This window comes from Actinoplanes sp. NPDC051861 (genome assembly GCF_040681145.1).
Taxonomy (GTDB): Bacteria; Actinomycetota; Actinomycetes; order Mycobacteriales; family Micromonosporaceae; genus Actinoplanes.
In genome coordinates this window covers 272705-288946 of the sequence record NZ_JBFAYE010000007.1, presented here as the reverse complement: position 1 = coordinate 288946, position 16242 = coordinate 272705, and the positions used below count along the sequence as shown (strand labels likewise).

Sequence of the window (16242 nt, the reverse complement as noted above, 5' to 3'; positions counted from 1 at the left end):
GGGTCTGCGCTGCCGCGACGGTGGGTGCATGGGTGCGGTGGTGGCGTTGTGGGTGCTGGCGACGTGGTGTGCCGAGGTGGCGTGGGGCGGGTTCACGGTTGCCGACTATCCGGTGGTTTTGGTGGTGCTGGGGCCGTTGTACGGCAGTGCCGCCCTGCTGATCCGGGAGGTGGCGCGGCGGCGCGGGGCGGGGTGGCCGGGGGTCGTGTTGCTGGCGGCGGCGTTCGGGCTGGTGCAGGCGGGGCTGGTCGATCAGTCGTTGTTCGACCGGGAGGCGCTGGCGGATACCGAGTTCGCGCAGGCCAATGAGCTGGCGGCGGCGACGGTGGTGCCGGGGCTGGGTTTCAGTGCGGAGCAGTTGTTCGATTTCGTGGGCGGGCACGTGTGGTTGAGCGTCTGTGCGCCGATCGCGCTGGTGGAGGCGTGTGTGGCGCGGGAGCGGCGGCGGGTGCCGTGGCTGGGGCGGCGCGGGATCGTGGTGTCGGTGGTGCTGTATCTGGGTGCGAGCGCGCTGATCTGGTCTGATTCGGGGCGGAGTGCTTTGCCCGTACAATTCGGATTTGTTCTTCCGATGGCGGGTGGTCTGGCCGCCGCAGCGATGGTGCCCCGCGAGAAGCGTGCGGAACGTAGCGGTGGGAGCCCCCTGCTGGTGGGTGGGGTGGTGCTGGCGGCGCATGCGGTGAGCTGGTTCTTCGGTTCGTCGTGGCTGGGTGTGGGGTTGCGGGTGGTGACGCTCGTGGTGGTGGTCGTGCTGGTGCTGCGGTGGGTGGGTGACGGCCGGCATGTGGTGGCGGCGTGGGGTGCCGGTGTGCTGGCCGCTGCTGTGGCGGCCTTCCTGTCGCCGCCGTACGCGGCCGCCGAGCCCTGGCTGATGCTGACCAGCGACATCGTCGGCGCGGTGATCGCGGTCGGTGTGGTGGGGCTGGCGTACCGGCGGGAAAGTGTCGGTGCCTCGCTCTACTGTGCGCGGCATGGCGATTCCTGAGCGGGTTCCGATCGTGCACGAGCCGGGTTACCGGACGGACACGATCGGCGGTTTCGACGGTGGGCAGTTCTTCGGGTCGGTGGTGGCGACGCTGGAGGACGGATCCGGTGCGCGCGACGACTGGGTGAGGTTCAAGAAGTGGTGGGCGGTGCTGCACCGCTTCGACCATGAGGGTGGGCACACCGGGTCGCAGATCTGGTTCGCCGGCACGAGTGAGGACGAGCGGGGCTCGATCAAGCGGGCGGAGGAGTGCCTGGGCGGCTGGCTGGACGCGTTGCCGGGGCGGGTCTACGGGGACATCGCGATCCGGTTGTTCCGGGTGGAGGCCGGCGGGCACGTGTTCGGGCTGGTCGACTGGTCGCAGGAGTATGACGGGGAGGATCACGCCGAGTTCCTGCCGGACGATCTGGGGTTCGATCCCCCGTGGGACGGGCTGTATGACACGTGAGGCCCCGGCAACAGCGGGGCCTCACGTGTCGTACGAAAGCGATGAGATCAGGCGAGGGTGAGCTGGACCTCGACGTTGCCGCGGGTGGCGTTGGAGTACGGGCAGAGCTGGTGTGCCGCCTCCAGCACCGCCGTGGCCGTCGCCTCGTCGAGGCCGGGCAGTTCGGCTTCGAGGACGACGGACAGGCCGAAGCCGCCGGTGGGCAGGGGGCCGATGCCGACGTCGACGGTGATGGCCGTGTCGGTGAGGGTGATCTTCTGGTTGCTGGCGACGCGCTTGAGGGCGCTGTGGAAGCAGGCGGCGTATCCGGCGGCGAACAGCTGCTCGGGGTTGGTGAGGGCGCCGCCGGGGCCGCCCATCTCCTTGGGTACGGCGAGGTCGAGGTCGAGGACGCCGTCGCTGGAGCGGACGTGGCCGTTGCGGCCGTCTCCGGTGGCGGTGGCGGAGGCGGTGTAGAGGGCGGTCATGCGGTTCCTTTCCTAAACGCGGCCGCGGGCGCGGCTGAGCAGGTGGTGCAGTTGGGTGAGCTCGTCGAGGGTGAGCCCGGTGGCGCAGACGAGTCGCTGGGTGAGGTCGCCGATCTGGTCTTGCAGGGTGGTGCCGTCGGCGGTGAGGTGGATCCAGACGACGCGTTCGTCGTGGGCGCCGCGTTCGCGGCGGATGCGGCCCTGGGTTTCGAGGCGTTTGAGCAGCGGGGAGAGGGTGCCGCTGTCGAGTTCGAGGGCGCGGCCGAGGTCACCGACGGTAGTCGGGCCGTCGTGCCAGAGGACGCGGAGCACCAGGTACTGGGGGTAGGTGAGCTGGTGCGGGTCGAGCAGCCGGCGATAGAGGGCGGTCATTCCGCGACTGGCCGCGTACAGCTGGAAGCAGATCATGTCGTCCAGTGCGGTGCTCGTGCGCATGACCAGAAAGGTAGTGCCCAATCTAGTTGTGCACAACCATTTGGTGCCGTGGATCACCACGGTGTGTGATCATGCCGGGATGCCGTCGATCCGTTTCCTCAAGCTCTCCCCCGCCGCCCTGGCCGCGCTGGTCGACGGGGATCTCGACGCCGCGAGCACGGCCGCCGGGCACCCGCTCACGCCGTATCTCGTCGACGAGAACTGGCTGTGGCGCATCCGGCTCGACGACATCGCCGGCAACCCGCAGGCCGCCGACTGGATCGCGCGGGCCGCGATCGCCGAACCGGACGGGATCGTCGTCGGGCACGGCGGGTTCCACGGGCCGCCGGACGCCGACGGGGTGGTCGAGGTCGCGTACTCGGTGGATCCGGCGCTGCGGCGGCGCGGCTACGCCAGGGCGATGCTGGGCGAACTGCTGCGCCGCGCGGACGAGGACCCGGCGGTGACGGCGGTGCGGGCCAGCATCCGGCCGGACAACGTGGGGTCGCGGGCCACCATCGCCGGGTTCGGCTTCAAGAAGGTCGGCGAGCAGTGGGACCAGGAGGACGGGCTTGAGGACGTCTACATCCGGTCCAGCCCGACCACCAGCGGGCGGTGATCGGAGACACCCACCCGCGGGGTGCGGACCTGCACGACGCGGCCCAGCTTCGCCGCGTCACGCGGATCGGCCACCACGTGGTCGAGCTGGGTCCTCGGGGCGGGACTCGGGAACGTGGCGGCCCGCGCCAGGGAGCGCCAGCCGGTGAACGCGCGCACCGGCCCGGCCGGCATGTTCAGGTCACCGAGCAGGACGCGCGGGGCGGGCAGGGCACGCAGGGCGCGTACGGCGGCGCGCAACTGCCGCACGTTCCACCCGGGTACGAACGACAGATGCGTGGTGGCCACCGTCATCGGCCCCGCCGGGGTCTGCACGACCGCCGCGAGCAGCACCCGTGGCTCGTCGCGCAACAGCAGCAGGCCGCCGTCGGGCACGTACACCGGTGAGCGCATCGGCGACGCCGGCAGCTGGGTGATCTGCCAGCGCTGCACCGGGTAGCGGCTCACCAGGGCGATGCCGTACTGCGGGTGGCCGATGTCGGCCCCGGAGTGCCACGGTTCCCAGGTCTGTCCCGGTGTGCCGACCACCGCGGCGGCGAACCGGTGAGCGGTGGCGCCGAGCGCGTCCGCGGCGAGGGCGGTCAGGTCGAGCAGACCACTGCGCGGCTGCGCCCGGTCCACCTCCTGAAGTCCCAGGATGTCGGCGTCGAGGTCGGCGATCGCGGCGGCGATCCGGTCGGCGTGTACGGTGCCGTCGGACAGCGATCTGCCGTGCAGCAGGTTGAAGGTGGCCAGGCGCACACGGCCGACCCTAGCCAACGGGGAGAGTGGATGATTATCAAGGCGTTGTGTTGCGTCTTGACGCTTCTGGTCATCGGCGCACTGATCGGCTCGTGGCTGCAGAAGGCCCGGCGCACCAGGTGATCGTCACGTTGCTGATCGCGGCGGCCGCGGCCGGGTGGGTGGACGCGGTGGTCGGCGGGGGCGGGCTGCTGCTGCTCCCGGCACTGCTGGTGGCGGCGCCGCAACTGCATCCGGCGACGGCGCTGGGCACCAACAAGCTCGCGGCCATCTGCGGGACGAGCACGGCGGCGATAGCGTACGCGAGGAAAACGAAGATCGACTGGGGTGTCGCCGGGCCCTCGGCGGCCCTGGCGCTGCTCTGCTCGGGCTGCGGCGCGGCGCTGGCCGGTGCGATCCCGGCGAGTGCGTACCGCCCGGTCATCATCGGCGTCCTCGTCGCGGTCGCGGTGTTCGTCACGGTCCGCCCGCAGATGGGGCTGCGTGAGCACATGGAGAAGCGCACGCCGTGGCGGCGGGGCGTCGCGGTCGGCGTGGCGGGTGGGCTGATCGCCGCGTACGACGGGCTCATCGGCCCCGGCACCGGCACGTTCCTGGTTCTCGCGTTCACCACGATCATCGGCGCGGACTTCCTGCACGGCTCCGCGATGGCGAAGATCGTCAACACGGCGACGAACCTGGGTGCGCTGGTCGTTTTCGCGTACACCGGAAACGTCGCCTGGCTGCTCGGCGCCGGCATGGCCGTGTGCAACGTTGCCGGCGCCCTGCTGGGTGCCCGGATGGCGCTGCGCCGCGGCGCCGGTTTCGTGCGCGTGGTCCTGCTGGTTGTGGTGCTCGCCCTGATCGCCCGGCTCGGCTACCTGCACTGGCAGGAATCATGATCGGATGTCGGTATGAGTGAAGACTTGATCGCCGTCATCGAGGAACAGGAACGCCGCCTGGTCTTCCCCCGCTTCGACGAGACCGACGCGTGGGCCCTCGGCAGCCTGCTGGTCGGCCTGGCCACCGGCCGCCGGCTCCCGATCGCCGTCGACATCCGCCGCGGTGAGCAGCAGTTGTTCCACGCCGCGCTGCCCGGTGCCACCGCCGACAACGACGCGTGGATCGCGCGCAAGGTGCGGGTCGTCCAGCGTTTCGCGGCAAGCTCTTATCTGGTGGGCCGCCGCCTTGCGGCCTCCGGCAAGACCCTGGGTGCGGACCTGGGCGTCGACCCCGCGCTTTTCGCGGCGCATGGTGGGGCTTTTCCGGTACGCGTGAACGACGCCGGCATCGTCGCCGTCGTGACAGTGTCCGGCCTCCCCCAGGCCGACGACCACGCCCTCGTGGTGGAAGCCCTCGAAACCTTCCTCGCCAAGCCCTGACCCCCAACCCCGCGTGTGTATTTCGGGTGCGCAGCGGGGCCGAACTCCACACGCGGGTCAGGCCAGGGCGTCGAGGCGGGTGGTCTGGTCGGCGGTGAGGTGGAGTGTGGTGGCGGCGACGTTTTCGGCCAGGTGGGTCAGGGAGGCGGTGCCGGGGATCGGCAGGATCACCGGTGAGTGGCCGAGCAGCCAGGCCAGAGCCACCTGGGCGGCGGTCGCCCCGGTCTCGGCGGCGATGGACTCGGGTTCGCCGCCGCCGACCGCGGGCAGCACCGGGCGCCACGGCAGGAACGCGATCCCGGCCGCGGTGCAGGCTCGCAGCACCGGTTCGTGGTCGCGGTACAACAGGTTGTAGCGGTTCTGCACACTCGCGATCTCGACGATCGTGCGGGCCTCGGTGAGCTGCTCGACGGTGACCTCGGACAGGCCGATCTGCGCGATCTTCCCGGCGTCGCGCAGGTCGCGCAGCGTGCCGACCTGATCGGCGAGCGGGACGTCCGGGTCGACGCGGTGCAGCTGCAGCAGCTCGAGCCGGTCCAGGCGCAGCCGCCGCAGGCCCTCGTCGACCTGCGCGCGCAGGAACTCGGGGCGGCCGCACAGCCGCGCGTCGAGGTCACCCTCGGGTGGCGCCACACCGACCTTCGTGGCGATCAGCAGCTCCGGTGGATACGGGTGCAGCGCGTCGGCGAGGAGTTGTTCGTTGGCTCCCCACCCGTACAGATGGGCGGTGTCGATCAGGGTGACCCCCAGCTCGACCGCGCGGCGGGCCACGGAGATCGCCATGTCCCGGTCCGGGCCCGGCGCGGTCGGCAGATGCATCGCCCCGAAACCGATCCGCCGCACCGGCCGCACCCCACCGATCAGGAACTCCCCCGCACCCGGCGCCGCCCCAGCGGGAGCGAGGCCGCCCGCTTCCGGAGCAGCGCCGGAGCCGGAGCCGGAGGCGGAAGCGCCGCTGCCCGCTCCCGGAGCAGCGGCGGAAGGCGAGACGCCGCCCGCACCCGGCGCGGGCTCGGAGGCAGACGAACGGCCGTCGTTCACTCCTGGCGCTGCCGCTGGCGCAGATAGGCCAGGACGGCCTCGCGGGTGGTGCGCACGCCGAACATGGCGCGGGCCTCGGCGATGCGGCGGTTGGCGGTACGCAGGGACAGGAACTCGGCGGCGGCGGCCGCGGCGATGGTGTCGCCGGCGGCGAGGCGGTCGAGCAGGGCGCGTTGTTCGGGGATCAGGTTCGCGAGCGCGTCGGTGCCGTCGATGCCCTGGTTGACCGGGCCCACCCGGCTCAGGTCGTCGACCAGGGCGCGCCCGGCGGGTGACTCGGTGTCGCAGATCGCCACCACGGCCGCGCCGCGGGCCGCCGCGAGGACGGCGAGCTGGACGGACTCGATGTCGTCGTCGGCGATGCGCCCGTGCAGGACCAGGCGGGCGGCGCCGACGTCCCAGGACGGGTCGGGCAGGGCGAACCCGGCGCGGGCCGTCCAGCCTTCGCGGGACAGGCGGCGCAGGACAGTGTCGGCCTCTGCCGACGTGGCGACTACGTGGCGTGGAGCGTCGGGCTGTTTGATCACCGGCCATCCTCGCTGGTGTCGAAGGGTTCAGGGGCGAAGGCCAGGGCGGCGGCCTCGGTACGTGTGCGGGCACCGAGTTTCCGCATGCTCGCGCGGATGTGCGTGTCGACCGTCTCGGCCGAGATGCCCAGTTGCCCGGCGATCCGGCGGGTCGGCTCGCCGGCCGCGACCAGGCGCAGCACGTCCATCTCCCGCTGGGTGAGCCGGCCACCGGAACGCGGGCTACGAGTATCGCGGTGAACCTGGTGCCGGCGCAGCCCCCTGCGGGCCCGGCCGGCCAGCACGGCGAGACCGGCCCGGTCGGCCAGTTCCTCCGCGCGCAGCAGTGCGGTGACCGCCCGGTCCCGGTCCGTCTCGGTCAGCCCGGCCGCGATCAGGCAGCGAACCTGCTCGCGCAACGCCACCGGCTGCCACCCGTCGGCGGCCGCGGCGAACCCGGACCCGACGGCCCACGCGGTCAGTGTCCGCCGCGCCGCACCGGGCAGCCCGACGGGCATCGCCGCGTTGCCGGGTGCACCGAGGTCGTGGCCGGCCCACTGCGCGGTGATCGCGTGCAGGCCGGCGATCAGGCCCGAACCGGTGGTGGCGGGATCGTGCACGGCCCGGTCCGGCTGCCCGTCGAGCCAGGCGGCCTCCCGGGCCACCCAGGCCGGTGCGGGATGCGCAGGCTCGGTACCGAGCCGCGCCCGGGCGGCGGCGAGCAGCCCGGTGTCGGCCTCGATCAGCGCGGTCGCGGCCGTGGCGTAGGCCCGCGCCTCGGCCGGAATGGCCCGGTCGGTGAGGTTGGCGGCGCGGCGCAGCACACCCTCGGCGCCGTCCCAGCCGAGGTGACCGGGAACGGGACCGGGCGGTGCCGCAGAATCCGGCACGGAACCCGGTGGATCCGGCCATGGCGCCGGTGGGGAACCCGGTGCGGGATCCGGTGATGGCGCCGGTGTGGGAGCCGGCCGGGAGGAGGGAGATTGTGGGGACAAATGCGAAATGTCGGGGTCGGCTGGGGTGAGTGCCCCGAAGTCGGGATCCCCGAGCGCCGCCGGGGCGGCCGAGGTGCGGAAGGGCGCGGCCGTGTGGGGCGTGTCCGGGAAGAGCGAGGCGGGGTCGTGGCCGGGCGTGCCCGGGAAGAGTGCGGCGGGGTCGTGGCCGGGTGGGGCGGTCGGGGGCAGGCCGAGGTGGTGGCCGTGCAGGGCGAGGGCCCAGTCCGCGGCGGCCAGGAAGCGGGTCTGCCAGCCGTAGGCCAGAGCCGCCCCGCTGGCTTCGGCCGCCCGCAGCGCCTCGCGGGCCGAGTCGAGCAGGCGGCCGTCGGCGGCCAGGTGCTCGACCAGCAGCCAGGCACTCCAGCGGGTGATCAGCGGGTCGCCGGCCGGTGCGGCGGCGGTGGCCAGGGCGGTGTCCCAGCCGGGGAGGCGGTGCGCGGCGCGGACGGCGGCGAGTGCGGCGGCGATGCCCGGTTTCGGTTCCGGGTGCCGCACGGCGATCTTGTCGGCCAGGTCGCGGGCCGACATCGGCTCGGTGGCCAGGGCGGCGAGCAGCAGCACCCGGTCGCGGCCGGCGACCACCGGCGCGGCCGCGGCGTCCGGCACGACCCGGACCGCGTCGCGGGCCGCCGCCGGGTCACCGGCCTGCAGCAGCGCCTCGCCGCGCAGCACCGCGGCCTCCAGCGCGAGAGCCGAGGCAGCCGGCGCGGAGAACCCGGGCTCCGGGAACGAAGCGCCGGGAGAAGGGAACGAGCCGCCGGGAGAAGGGAACGAGCCGCCGGGAGAAGGGAACGAGCCGCCAGGAGAAGGGAACGAGCCGCCGGAAGAGGGGAATGAAGCGCCAGGAGAGGGAAAGCCGGGCCCGGACGAAGAAGGATCGGCGGAGGGCGGCGGAGAAGCGGAGGCGGCCAGCGGGCGCAGGACCTCGGCGGCGTCGTCCGGGCGGCCGGCGCTCAGAGCCGCGTCGGCGGCGGCCAGGCGGACCCGGGCGTCGGCGGGCACGTCCAGGCCGCAGGCGAACAGCAGCAGGGCCGCACGTTCACCGCCGGCCGCGAGGTCTGCCGCGGCCAAAGCCTTCCGGTACGCCCCCGCGCCGTCCCCAGCCGCGGCCAGGTGCCGCGCGGCCTCCGCCGGCGGGGTCAGCTCGGCGAGACGGGTGTGCAGTTCCGCGCGGGCCGCCGCGTCCAGCAACCCGGCCGCGGTCTCCGCCACGTACGCCGACACCGGGAGCAGGGCGCCGGTCGGTTCGGCGGTGACCAGGCCGCTGGCGAGCAGGTCCGCGGCGCCGGTGCCGAGCAGCGCGGGCGGGGCCGGGCGCCCGAGCAGGCCCAGCGCCGCCAGGGCGGTGCGGGCGGGACGGGTCAGGTCGGCGAGTGCGGTCGCGATCGCGTACGCAACCTGGTCTATGTCCTCACCGACCGGAGCGCGCCCGGCCGCAGCCTGCCGGGCCAGCGCGATGATCGCCAAGGGGTTGCCGCCCGCCCGGGTGACCACCGCCGCGGCCGTCGCGTCGTCCAGGCGGGCCGCGGTCTGCCGGACCAGCGCGGCGGCCGCCTGCGCGTCGAGTGCCGGCACCGGCAACCAGGCCGTCGCCGCCGAGCGCAACGCGGCAACCGCCGGCTCCGCGAGGCGATGCGGGGTACGCAACGCGACCAGCACCCGGCAGTGCCGCGCCAGATGGGGCAGCGCGGCGAGGGTGGCCGCGTCGGCGTGCTGGAGATCGTCGAGGACCAGCAGCCCGCCGCGGACCCGGGAACGGACCGCCTCGGCGAGCAGGTGAACGTCGTCGGCGGGCAGCCGGGCCCGCACCGCCCGGGACAGGGCGAGCGCCGGGACGCTGCCGAGCATGGCCAGGCCGCCGCCGACGTGGGCCGGGCCGGGCACCGCCGCTGCTATCCGCCGCAGCAGGGTGCTGCGGCCGCATCCGGGTGGCCCGGAGAGGACGACGAGTGCGGGACCCTGGCGCAAAGCATCGCGGGCGGCCTGTTCTGGCTCGTCCGCCACCTGCGCTCCCCCCTCACTGGCACGAACTCGGGATCCCCGTCACGATGTCGGCATACGTAGGCTGTGCTGCGGCAGGTGTTGGATCCTGCCACCGATGCGACGGAAAGGCCCCTCTCGTGACGACGACAGCCGCGGTACGCACATTGTCGCCGACGGTGTGCCGCACTGACGAGTCGTGGTGACCGGGCCACTCACCATCGGCGTCGCGACGCTCTGTCACGAGATCGTGACGAAACTCCCCTCCGACGCTGGTGGCCAGGTACGACAGATCGGCGAACGTCTTCACGATCCGCTACGAGTCGCGATCGCGGGTCGCCTGAAAGCCGGAAAGTCGACACTAGTCAACGCCCTGATCGGCCGTCGCGTCGCCCCCACGGCGGCCGGCGAGTGCACGCGCGTGGTCACCCGGTTCCGGTACGGGCCCGCCGACTGCGTCACCGTGATCACCCGTGCGGGTGAGCGCCGCAGTCTCCCCCTGGACGACGACGGCATGGTCCCGGCCCGGCTCGGGGTGCCCGCGTCCCGGATCGCGTACGTGGACGTCACCCTCACCAGCGACCGGCTGCGCGACCTGACCGTCGTGGACACTCCCGGTCTCGCCTCGACCGACGTGGCCGGCAGCGCCCGCGCCGAGGAGGCGGTCGGCATCGACGCGGACTCGGCCGAGGAGGTCGCCGCCGCCGAGGCCGTGATGTACGTGTTCACCCAGGCAGTACGCGCCGACGACGTCCGCGCACTGGAGGCCTTCCACGCGGCGTCGGCCCGGATGGCGACCAGCCCGATCAACGCGATCGGCGTGCTCGGCAAGGTCGACACCCTGGTCGGCGGCGCGGACGACCCGTGGCCGGTGGCGGCGGCACTCGCCCAGCAGCAGGCGGGGCTGTTGTCCCGTACGGTAGGAGATGTCGTCCCCGTCGCCGCTCTGCTCGCGGAAACCGCCGGGGCGGGACGGCTCACCGCGGCCGACCGCGACGCCCTCGCCAAGCTGGCCCACAGCGATCTGAGCCTGCTGCTGGTCTCGGCCGACCTGTTCCGGTCCCGGCCCGCACCGATCGGCGCCGAACAGCGCGAACGGCTGCTGACCCGCCTCGACCTCTACGGGATCGGCTTCGCCTGCGCGCAACTGGCCGCCGATGCGAACCTGGGCACCGGCGAACTGGTGCGGCGCATCGAGGCGGCCTCCGGGTTCGCCCGGCTGCGCGCCACCGTCGACCAGACGTTCCGCTGGCGCTCCGACGCGATCAAGGCCGGCTGGGCGCTGACCCGCCTGGAACGCCTCGCCGGGTACACCGCCGACGGCAGGGCCCGCGCCGTCATCCGCGACGCCCTGGAGGCCACCCTGCGCGACCCGGCCTACCACCGGCTGCGGCTGCTCGACGCGGCGCAGCGGGCCGCCAACGGATCGGTGCCGCTCGCGCCGCAGTGGGAACAGGAACTGATCCGGCTGGCCACCTCCGACGACCCGCGCTGGATCCTGGAACTGCCCGGGGCCGGCGCGAGCGAACTGGCCACCGCGGCGATCGTCGCGGCCGGGCGGTGGCGGGCGTACGCGGTCGACGGTGCCGGACCGGCCCAGGCCCGCATCGCCCACATCGCCCACCGCGGCTTCCACCTGCTGGCCCAGGAGCTGCGCCGAACGAGCGGCGAACCCCGGCAGGTGCGCCGATGAACGGCGACCTCACCGTCGTGCTCGACACGGCCGTCCGCGACACACTGTCCTACCTGCGCACCGCCGACCCGGACGCGGCAGCCGACCTGGCCGAGCTGCGCCGCGCCCACCTCGTACGCCCCAGTGTGGTCGTCGTCGGCGAGACCAAACGTGGCAAGAGCAGCCTCGTCAACGCCCTGCTCGGCGTGCCCGGCCTGTCCCCGGTGGACGCCGCCGTCGCCACCGCCGCCTACCTGAGCTTCGTGCCCGGCGAACAGTTCAGCGCCCGCGCCTGGCTGTCCGGCGGCGCGGAGGTGGCCGTCGACGACCTCGCCGAGTGGGCCACCGGCAGACAGCGGGCCCGCCGCATCGAGGTCACCCACCCGGCGCCGCTGCTGCGCTACCTGAGCCTGCTCGACACCCCCGGCGCCGGCGGCCTCGACCCGGCGCACGCCGCGATCGCCCTGGACGCGGTACGCCGCGCCACCGCCCTGCTGTTCGTCGCCGACGCGTCCGCCCCGCTGTCGCAGCCCGAACTCGACTTCCTGGCCGCCGCCACCGAACGCGTCGACGCCGTGGTCTTCGCCCTCACCAAGATCGACGCGTATCCGCAGTGGCGGGCCATCGCCGAGGACAACCGGGCCCTGCTGCAGGCCCACGCGCCCCGGTTCGCCGCCGCGCCCTGGTTCCCGGTGTCGTCGCGGCTCGCCGAGATGGCCCTCAGCTCCGCCGAGCAGGCCCTCGTCGACGAGTCCCGGATCGCCGGGCTGCAGCACGCCCTGGTCGAACTCGCCGGCCGCGGCCACCAGCTGCAGCTGTCCAACGTGCTGCGCGCCGCCCGCGGCGACCTGGACCGGCTGCGCGAGGCCGCCGACAGCCGCGTGTCAGCCGCCGCCGCAGACCCGCGGAAACAGATCGAGGCCCGGGCCGAGCGCGCCGCCCTGGCCGGGCGCAAGCGCACCGAGTCCCGGCAGTGGACGCTGCGGCTCGGCACCGAGATCCAGCGGGCCCGGGTGGAGACGGTCGGGTTCCTGCGCACCCGGGTCGGTGAGGTCCAGCACGAGATCGCCGAGCGTGTCGACAAGGCCCGCGCCGACGACCTGGCCGCCCTGCCCGACCTGGTCGACACCCACCTGCAGGCCGTCGCCGCCGACGTGTCGCAGCGCCTGGAGACCACCTACCACGCCATCGCCGAGCGGGTCCTCGCCGAGGCGTTCGACGCCGAGCGCCTCGCCACCACCCTCAGCCGGCTCAGCGCCACCCTGCGCCACGCCCTGGCCGCCGGATCACCGCGGGCCGGCTCGCACGACAACATGCTCATCGCCATGTCCGCCGGCGGCATCGCCCTGGTCGCCGGCCGCGGCGCGGTACTGGGCATGTCCGCCCTCGGCGTCGCCGGCAGCCTGCTGATCCCGTTCGCCGGGATCGGACTGGGCCTGGCCGCCGGCGGGTACGTGCTGTACCGGCGGCGCGTGCACCAGGACCGCCGCCAGGCACAGACCTGGCTGCGCGACGTGCTCGCCGAGGCGCGCGCCGCGCTCACCGACGAGATCAGCACCCGGTTCACCGACCTGCAGTACGCGCTGTCGGTCGCCCTCGACGACGCCATCGAACGGCGGCTGCGCGAACTCGACGCGCACATCGCCGAGATCGACGCGGCGATCGCGGAGGACGCGGCGGGGCGGGCCAAACGGCGCGCCGCCGCCACGGCCGACCGTGACGCCGCACTGACCCGGCTCCGGCAGGCCGACGAGGCACTGCTGCGGGCCCGCGCCCTGACCCCCACACCGATCGACGACGACCGGGAAAGGCTCTCGCCATGACCGACCACCACGACTGGCACGACGACGACTTCGACTTCCCGGACGATGTGCCCGATCTGCACGATCATGACGTGTCCCTGCATGATCAGCCGGATCTGCTGGACCATTGGGACGACATCCCAGACACTCCGGATTTGCCCGACATTCCCGACATTCCAGAAATAGTGGAGACCCCGGACGACACCTTCCCGCCCGCCCTCGACATCGACCTGCCCGAACCCGTCGACGGCTTCCCCTGGATCGACCCCGGCAGCCTCGGCATCGCCGACACCCACGGCTTCACCCCGCCGGAGGAACCCGTCACCGCTGACGAGCTCGCCGCCTACGCCGGAACCGACATCCCGCCCGGCGCCGACGGCTGGGCCACCCTGGCCGCCGACGAGGATCCCGCCACCAGCGCCCTCGCGCGATGGTGGACACCGGGTGAACAGTGATCCACATCTCCCGCTGACGCCCGCCGGGTGGCATCATGTGCGCGCACCTCACAACACACTGGAGCGCGATCGATGGCCGTGACCGGCGAAACCCCACCCCTGCAGGCCGGTAAGCGCGAACGCACCGGCTGGTACTTCTACGACTGGGCGATGTCGGCGTTCAACACGTCGGTCGTCACCGTCTTCCTGGGGCCCTTCCTCACCACCGTCACCGAGATCGCCTCCGGCTGCGCCATCGACGCCGACGACTGCGAGGGCGTCGTCCACCCGTTCGGGATCACCGTCGCCGCCGGCTCCTACTTCGCGTACCTGGTGTCGCTGTCGGTGTTCCTCACCGTCTTCGCCCTGCCGGTCATGGGCGCCATCGCCGACCGCGCACCCCGCAAGAAGCCGCTGCTCGCCGGGGCCGCGTTCCTCGGCGCCGCCGCCACGATCGGGTTCGTCTTCGTCACCGGCGACCGCTACCTGCTCGGCGGCCTGCTGTTCATCATCGCCAACATCGCCTTCGGCGCCGCGCTGGTCGTCTACAACTCGTTCCTGCCGCAACTCGGCGGACCCGACGAACGCGACAAGATCTCCAGCCGGGGCTGGGCCATCGGCTACCTCGGCGGCGGCCTGCTGCTGCTGCTCAACCTGCTCGCCGTCATGTCGCTGTCGGAGGAGGGCAACCCGCAGCGGACCCTCGACATCGCCCGGTGGTCGATCGTGTCGGCCGGCGTCTGGTGGGCGATCTTCACGCTGATCCCGCTGCTCTGGCTGCGCGAGCACCCGCCCCTCGAAGCCGCCGCGAGCAAGGGCAACGTGCTCACCGACGGGTTCAAGCAGCTCGGGCACACGATCAAGCAGATGCGGGCGTACCCGCTGACCCTCGCCTTCCTCGGCGCGTACCTGATCTACAACGACGGCATCCAGACCGTCATCGCCCTGGCCAGCCAGTTCGGCACCGAGGAACTCAAACTCGAGCAGGACACACTGATCCTGACCATCCTGATCGTGCAGTTCCTCGCGTTCGGCGGCGCCCTGCTGCTCGGCGCGCTGGCCAACCGCATCGGCGCCCGCAAGACCGTCCTGCTCTCACTCGCGCTGTGGCTCGGCGTGGTCACCGCCGCCTACTGGCTGCCCGAGGGCGAACCACTGCCGTTCATGCTGCTCGGCGCCGGCATCGGCCTGGTCATGGGCGGCAGCCAGGCCCTGAGCCGCAGCCTGTTCTCCCAGCTCATCCCGGCCGGCAAGGAGGGCGAGTACTACGGCTTCTACGAGATCAGCGACAAGGGCACCAGCTGGCTCGGGCCGCTGTTCTTCGGCCTGATCTTCCAGATGACCAACAGCTACCGCACCGGCATCATCTCGCTGGTCGTGTTCTTCCTGCTCGGCGGTGTCCTGCTGGCCATCGTGCCGCTGCGGCGGGCCATCATCGCGGCCGGCAACACACCACCGAAACTGATCTGATGGACATCACCATCGAGCCCGGGTCGGCCGTACCACCGTACGAGCAGGTCCGGATGCGCATCGCCGAACTCGCCGCGGGCGGTCACCTCGCGGCCGGGACCAAGCTGCCACCGGTGCGCCAGCTCGCCGGGGAGCTGGGCCTGGCGGTCAACACGGTCGCCCGCGCCTATCGCGAGCTCGAGCAGGCGGGCCTGGTGGAGACGCGGGGCCGGGCCGGGACGGTGGTCACCGCCCGTGCCGCCGGAACATCTTTGCGGGCGCAAAGAGCAGCCATGACGTACGCGGAAACGACGCGCGCTCTAGGCATCACCGCGGACAAGGCCCTCGCCCTGGTCAAGGCCGCCCTGGAGGACCGGGTCTGAACTCGGCGACCAGCCTGGACCCGGCCGGCCGGGTCCCCGCGTGGTGCAGGCCGGCCGCCCCGGCCAGGGCGGCCACCTCGTCGAGGGTGCGCTCCCGGCCGCCCACGTAACACAGCATCCGCAGATCCCCCTCGGTGTCGGCGGCCCCGAAGTGGTCCACGACGTAGGTGTTCCCGCCGCCCTGCGCGCACCGGTGCAGGATCTGCGCCGCCTGCGGATCGTCCCAGTCGTGCAGCACCCCGGACAGCAGGTAACCACCCGCCCCGGCCGGCAGCGGGTCGAAGAAACTGCCCGCGTGCACACCGGCCCGCCCGCTGAGCCCGGCCGCCGCGACGGCCCGCTCGGCACGCGCCGCCGGGCCCGGCAGATCGGCGACCGTCCCCCGCAGCCCCGGGTGCGCCCGCAGGATCGCGATCAGCAGCTCCCCGCTGCCACCGCCGACGTCGACCAGGTGCCCGAGCTCACCCCACGGAAGGGCGGCGGCCACCGCCGGGGCGTCCTCGGTCAGCCGCGAACCCATCAGCGCGTCGAACGACGCCGACCGGCCCGGGTCGGCCGCCAGGTCGTCCCAGTAGCCCACCCCGTACCGGACCGGGAACGCCGGCTCACCGGTGCGCACCGCGTGCAGCAACTCGACGAAGCTCAACTCGGCGTGCCCGACCGCGCCGTCCATGTCCATCCAGGCCCGCTCACCGGCGGGATGGTCGTCACGCAGGCGTTCCCCGAGCGGCGTCAGCGTGTGCCCCTCGGTCAGCACCCCCGCGGTGACCAGGTGATTCATGAGCCGGCGCAGCGCGTCCGGGTGCGTGCCGGTGGCGGCGGCCAGATCCCGCGTACCCGCCGCGATGTGATCGGCGAGCCGCAGCGTCGCCGCCACCCGGATCGCCATCGGGGTCACCAGGCCGGCGGCCTGCCACAGATCCTCAGCCATGCCACCATTGTGGCC

Annotated in this window: 17 protein-coding genes; 10 read left to right on the top strand and 7 right to left on the bottom strand. The window is 73.2% G+C overall.

Features of this window, described 5'->3' with window-relative positions; genetic code table 11:
- The first annotated feature begins 28 nt into the window (after positions 1–28).
- Together AB0M02_RS21895 and AB0M02_RS21890 are read left to right on the top strand one after the other, a co-directional pair.
- Positions 29–985 carry a hypothetical protein gene (locus AB0M02_RS21895; protein WP_364229404.1) on the top strand — a complete coding sequence of 319 codons (957 nt, stop codon included), beginning with the start codon at positions 29–31 and terminating at the stop codon, positions 983–985.
- Positions 972–1433, top strand: coding sequence for a hypothetical protein (locus AB0M02_RS21890; RefSeq protein WP_364229402.1), 462 nt, complete (start codon positions 972–974; stop codon positions 1431–1433). Before AB0M02_RS21895 ends, AB0M02_RS21890 begins: the two co-directional genes overlap by 14 nt.
- A 47-nt stretch (positions 1434–1480) precedes the next feature.
- On the opposite strand, the gene AB0M02_RS21885 is transcribed toward AB0M02_RS21890, so the two are convergent.
- Together AB0M02_RS21885 and AB0M02_RS21880 are read right to left on the bottom strand one after the other, a co-directional pair.
- Positions 1481–1900: an organic hydroperoxide resistance protein gene (locus tag AB0M02_RS21885; protein WP_364229400.1), complete on the bottom strand. Its 420-nt coding sequence runs from the start codon at positions 1898–1900 to the stop codon at positions 1481–1483.
- A gap of 12 nt (positions 1901–1912) precedes the next feature.
- A complete protein-coding gene (locus AB0M02_RS21880; protein WP_364229399.1) occupies positions 1913–2335 on the bottom strand; it encodes a MarR family transcriptional regulator in 423 nt (140 codons plus the stop codon).
- A gap of 79 nt (positions 2336–2414) precedes the next feature.
- On the opposite strand from AB0M02_RS21880, the gene AB0M02_RS21875 reads away from it, so the two are divergent.
- Positions 2415–2933: a GNAT family N-acetyltransferase gene (locus AB0M02_RS21875; RefSeq protein WP_364229398.1), complete on the top strand. Its 519-nt coding sequence runs from the start codon at positions 2415–2417 to the stop codon at positions 2931–2933.
- On the opposite strand, the gene AB0M02_RS21870 is transcribed toward AB0M02_RS21875, so the two are convergent.
- Complete coding sequence (locus AB0M02_RS21870; protein ID WP_364229396.1) at positions 2897–3673, bottom strand: endonuclease/exonuclease/phosphatase family protein; 777 nt, start codon at positions 3671–3673, stop codon at positions 2897–2899. The two genes, AB0M02_RS21875 and AB0M02_RS21870, sit on opposite strands and share 37 nt — an antisense overlap.
- A 119-nt stretch (positions 3674–3792) precedes the next feature.
- On the opposite strand from AB0M02_RS21870, the gene AB0M02_RS21865 reads away from it, so the two are divergent.
- Together AB0M02_RS21865 and AB0M02_RS21860 are read left to right on the top strand one after the other, a co-directional pair.
- Positions 3793–4554, top strand: coding sequence for a TSUP family transporter (locus AB0M02_RS21865; protein WP_364229550.1), 762 nt, complete (start codon positions 3793–3795; stop codon positions 4552–4554).
- Between the two features lie 12 nt (positions 4555–4566).
- Positions 4567–5034: a heme-degrading domain-containing protein gene (locus AB0M02_RS21860; RefSeq protein WP_364229395.1), complete on the top strand. Its 468-nt coding sequence runs from the start codon at positions 4567–4569 to the stop codon at positions 5032–5034.
- A gap of 57 nt (positions 5035–5091) precedes the next feature.
- Here AB0M02_RS21860 and AB0M02_RS21855 read toward each other — a convergent pair whose 3' ends face one another.
- From AB0M02_RS21855 to AB0M02_RS21845, 3 genes are all read right to left on the bottom strand, one after another.
- Positions 5092–5898, bottom strand: coding sequence for an aldo/keto reductase (locus AB0M02_RS21855; protein WP_364229549.1), 807 nt, complete (start codon positions 5896–5898; stop codon positions 5092–5094).
- 173 nt (positions 5899–6071) lie between these two features.
- Complete coding sequence (locus AB0M02_RS21850) at positions 6072–6602, bottom strand: LuxR family transcriptional regulator (RefSeq protein ID WP_364229393.1); 531 nt, start codon at positions 6600–6602, stop codon at positions 6072–6074.
- On the bottom strand, positions 6599–9580 hold the full coding sequence (locus AB0M02_RS21845; protein ID WP_364229391.1) for a LuxR C-terminal-related transcriptional regulator: 2982 nt from the start codon (positions 9578–9580) through the stop codon (positions 6599–6601). The genes AB0M02_RS21850 and AB0M02_RS21845 overlap by 4 nt, the downstream gene beginning before the upstream one ends.
- A gap of 178 nt (positions 9581–9758) precedes the next feature.
- On the opposite strand from AB0M02_RS21845, the gene AB0M02_RS21840 reads away from it, so the two are divergent.
- The 5 genes from AB0M02_RS21840 (at position 9759) to AB0M02_RS21820 (ending at position 15296) form a co-directional block, all read left to right on the top strand.
- Complete coding sequence (locus tag AB0M02_RS21840) at positions 9759–11249, top strand: dynamin family protein (protein ID WP_364229389.1); 1491 nt, start codon at positions 9759–9761, stop codon at positions 11247–11249.
- A complete protein-coding gene (locus tag AB0M02_RS21835) occupies positions 11246–13051 on the top strand; it encodes a dynamin family protein (protein ID WP_364229387.1) in 1806 nt (601 codons plus the stop codon). The genes AB0M02_RS21840 and AB0M02_RS21835 overlap by 4 nt, the downstream gene beginning before the upstream one ends.
- Complete coding sequence (locus tag AB0M02_RS21830; protein ID WP_364229386.1) at positions 13048–13485, top strand: hypothetical protein; 438 nt, start codon at positions 13048–13050, stop codon at positions 13483–13485. Before AB0M02_RS21835 ends, AB0M02_RS21830 begins: the two co-directional genes overlap by 4 nt.
- A gap of 72 nt (positions 13486–13557) precedes the next feature.
- Complete coding sequence (locus AB0M02_RS21825; protein WP_364229384.1) at positions 13558–14934, top strand: MFS transporter; 1377 nt, start codon at positions 13558–13560, stop codon at positions 14932–14934.
- The gene (locus tag AB0M02_RS21820; RefSeq protein WP_364229383.1) at positions 14934–15296 is read left to right on the top strand and encodes a GntR family transcriptional regulator; all 363 of its coding nucleotides are present in this window, start codon (positions 14934–14936) and stop codon (positions 15294–15296) included. The genes AB0M02_RS21825 and AB0M02_RS21820 overlap by 1 nt, the downstream gene beginning before the upstream one ends.
- Here AB0M02_RS21820 and AB0M02_RS21815 read toward each other — a convergent pair.
- Positions 15268–16227 carry a methyltransferase gene (locus AB0M02_RS21815; RefSeq protein WP_364229381.1) on the bottom strand — a complete coding sequence of 320 codons (960 nt, stop codon included), beginning with the start codon at positions 16225–16227 and terminating at the stop codon, positions 15268–15270. The genes AB0M02_RS21820 and AB0M02_RS21815 overlap by 29 nt on opposite strands.
- Between the last annotated feature and the right edge of the window lie 15 nt (positions 16228–16242).